The sequence below is a fragment of the Ancylothrix sp. D3o genome, assembly GCF_025370775.1.
In the GTDB taxonomy this organism is placed as follows: Bacteria; Cyanobacteriota; Cyanobacteriia; order Cyanobacteriales; family Oscillatoriaceae; genus Ancylothrix.
On the sequence record NZ_JAMXEX010000098.1, the window covers coordinates 1 to 2678 of the forward strand.

At 40.6% G+C, this 2678-nt stretch carries 6 protein-coding genes; 4 read left to right on the top strand and 2 right to left on the bottom strand.

The features are described 5' to 3' along the window. The 4 genes from NG798_RS27320 to NG798_RS27335 form a co-directional block, all read left to right on the top strand. Positions 1-383, top strand: a 383-nt coding sequence (locus NG798_RS27320) for a tyrosine-type recombinase/integrase (RefSeq protein ID WP_261226871.1), incomplete at its 5' end; no start/stop codon positions are given. 101 nt (positions 384-484) lie between these two features. Further along, positions 485-829, top strand: coding sequence for a hypothetical protein (locus tag NG798_RS27325; RefSeq protein ID WP_261226872.1), 345 nt, complete (start codon positions 485-487; stop codon positions 827-829). After that, positions 826-1053 (top strand): hypothetical protein, encoded by a 228-nt coding sequence (locus NG798_RS27330; RefSeq protein WP_261226873.1) that lies wholly within the window; start codon positions 826-828, stop codon positions 1051-1053. Before NG798_RS27325 ends, NG798_RS27330 begins: the two co-directional genes overlap by 4 nt. A gap of 217 nt (positions 1054-1270) precedes the next feature. Next, positions 1271-1564: a hypothetical protein gene (locus NG798_RS27335; protein ID WP_261226874.1), complete on the top strand. Its 294-nt coding sequence runs from the start codon at positions 1271-1273 to the stop codon at positions 1562-1564. A 54-nt stretch (positions 1565-1618) separates the two neighbouring features. Here NG798_RS27335 and NG798_RS27340 read toward each other — a convergent pair whose 3' ends face one another. Further along, positions 1619-1897, bottom strand: coding sequence for a hypothetical protein (locus NG798_RS27340; RefSeq protein WP_261226875.1), 279 nt, complete (start codon positions 1895-1897; stop codon positions 1619-1621). Between the two features lie 426 nt (positions 1898-2323). Further along, positions 2324-2678 (bottom strand): hypothetical protein (locus NG798_RS27345; RefSeq protein ID WP_317619647.1); only part of this gene is annotated, 355 nt, incomplete at its 5' end.

Below are 2678 nucleotides of genomic sequence, written 5' to 3' on the forward strand. Positions count from 1 at the left end.
GAATCCCAGGCGGGCAAGTCGATATTTTAGGGAAAGGTTCTAAACTTCGCCACATCCTTATCTCTGAACAATTGTGGAAAGATTTAGTATCAACACGCAAAAAGGCCGGTTCAACCATGCCGGTGTTTCCTACTAAATCAGGCCGGCATTATGCCGCAAGTAATGTTGTCCGAATTGTGAGGGCAGCTGCTAAAAGGGCCGGTCTTGAACAAAAAGTATCACCTCATTGGTTGCGTCATGCCCACGCTTCCCATTCGTTAGATAGGGGTGCTCCTCTACATCTGGTACAAGCAACTTTGGGACATTCCAGCATTTCAACAACAGAGCGCTATCTACACGCTAGACCAGATGATAGTTCATCCCGCTATTTACCTAAAACTTAGGGCTTTGACAGGGGAAAAAAAGCTAATTTTGTTCGACAAATGTTACCAAAACAACCAATATTTGTTTTAATATATAAATCAACCTTTAAGCAAAGCAAAAAATGGCGTTATTACCTAATGAAACGTTAACGACAGTCCTCATGTTACAGAGGGAATTATTAGAACGACTCAATGCAGCGACAGCAACAGAATATGAACTGCTAGAAGTTTATGGCGAAACTGATGAAACTGCCGATTATTTCGATCTACTTCAGAATGCAAAAGAAAGAGTAGATACATACTACACACGCTTCTATGTAACACTGCGGCGAGTGTATAATTCCCAACCAGTGGCTGACCGTGATACCCTAGAAATACTAGCCCGATCTATTGACGAAGCGGAGGCTACCTCAGCTTCAACAGATGCCACAGTCCGAGAAATCAGGAGGGATTTTAATTTGCCATGAGTAATAAGCCTAAAATTCCGGTAGATGCAGAGACAAAAGCACGGCATATTGCCAAACTTAAAGAACTTTGTGAACGATGGGATAAGCATATTGCCGATTTAGATATCATTAATGAGCGTTTAGAGGAGCAATATCAAAATAGTGCGTTAGGTGCTTTACACCGGCGCATGGCAGAACGAAAAGCTGCAAAACAAAACGCTTCTATTTCACAGATTGAAGTTTAAAATTTATTTTATAAAAAGCGAGAAATTGAAGGCTTGAGATATTTCTCGTTTTTTTTATATTTTATGAAAGCGACGTGGTGTTAAATCATATTAAATTAAATTAAATTAAATTAAATTAGACCATTTTTTTTTAAGAGCCTCTCTCAGTCGAGATTACGTTTAGGGTAAAATAGATGAAGTTTCGCCAAAATGTTGAAGATAAAATATTGAGCGTCAAATGTTAATTTATACCCGCAAATTTAGCGTCGTTATCAAAGAATTTTTTTGTGAGGAATGGTTAGCAAGATTTAACCAAGGAGGCCGGCTTTTACAACCAGAAGAAATAGGAGCGCTGATCCGGGTATCTATAAGAATCGTTCAACAGCAGCCGGCCCCGAATGCAGAGGCGATGCGGTCTTGGTGCAGGATGCTCGGAGAGTGTAATAGCCGCAGATCGCAGAGGCGCGCAACTACTGCGAGCATACGACCGGCAGCCGTGAAGAAGAAAAACGCAAAGCGGTCGAATTGTTAGATGAGTTCGGTTTAAGTTCGGGATTTAAAGTTTATAGCGAAAAAGGAAAAAAAGTTAATTTTGTTCGACCATCCTTACCAAAAACGCCAGAATTTGTTCGACAGGAAAAAGCGGATAATCGGTCAATTCAATGGTCACAGTTTGGCCTTCTAGCTTTAAGAAACGCCACTGAGTTCCGCTACTAATACAGCCATAGATAGCAGAAATTTGATTGCCTTTTAACTCATTAAATTTCTGGGCGGCTACCATCTGGGCAATACATTGACCTATCCCAGTTTTCAAGTCGGCTTTTTTGGCTTCCAGAATTACAACGACCGGCGCTCCAATTTCCAATAATTCCGGGGAACGGCTAATGAGGAAATCACAGATGCCATTAAGACCGGCAGATGGATAATAGCGAAAACTCTTCGCCAGAAAAAAAGCTGATTTTTCTCTCTAAAAATGTACGAACTTCTAGGAGAATAGGACTAATAATCCATTCAGAGCGAGCCTATCAGATGCCGCTCTTCGGTAGCAAGTGGTACACTTTCTTGTAAAAAAGCTGTTAACGTATTACTTGTAACACTTGGGTCAATAAAAGGGAAAAAGCGGACATTTTCAACAGTGGTTAATCCAAATGCTTGGCCCGACCTTTCCGATGGTATTAAAATCGCTATAGAGCATAATTTATGAATCTGTATTAAAGGAAGGGTGAGGGAAGGTTTTTCAAGCATCAATTAGAGAGGAGAAGCTGACTGAATTCAGTATAATTTATTTCCATCAACCAGCCGGCTCCCCCCAAAAGCTTTGAATAGATGGAGCATATTCTGAATTATCAGGAGAAGAGGCCGGTTGTGCCACATAACGGGCTGAATTTTCCATTGCTAAAATTCGGTCTGTATCTCTTACAAATAATGGCGTAATCAATTCCCGTTCTTGGAGGAAATCTTGTAGAGTCAACTTTAAACAGCCTCTCGGTAATGATAATGTTGAAAAATCTTCACCCGCCCGCTGGATATCCAAAAAAACATCTTCTGAGACAGAATTTTCCAACTCATTCATTAATTCAGGTGATGGTTGAAGCTGCAACTGAGCTAACAAATTAAAAACCTTTTCGCTTTTCCTCGTAGCCGCA

What these genes read in the sequence shown, in the direction of transcription:
- NG798_RS27330 (WP_261226873.1), top strand. Translation starts at nt 826, where the DNA reads ATGAGTAATAAGCCTAAAATTCCGGTAGATGCAGAGACAAAAGCACGG.
- NG798_RS27335 (WP_261226874.1), top strand. Translation starts at nt 1,271, where the DNA reads ATGTTAATTTATACCCGCAAATTTAGCGTCGTTATCAAAGAATTTTTT.
- NG798_RS27325 (WP_261226872.1), top strand. Translation starts at nt 485, where the DNA reads ATGGCGTTATTACCTAATGAAACGTTAACGACAGTCCTCATGTTACAG.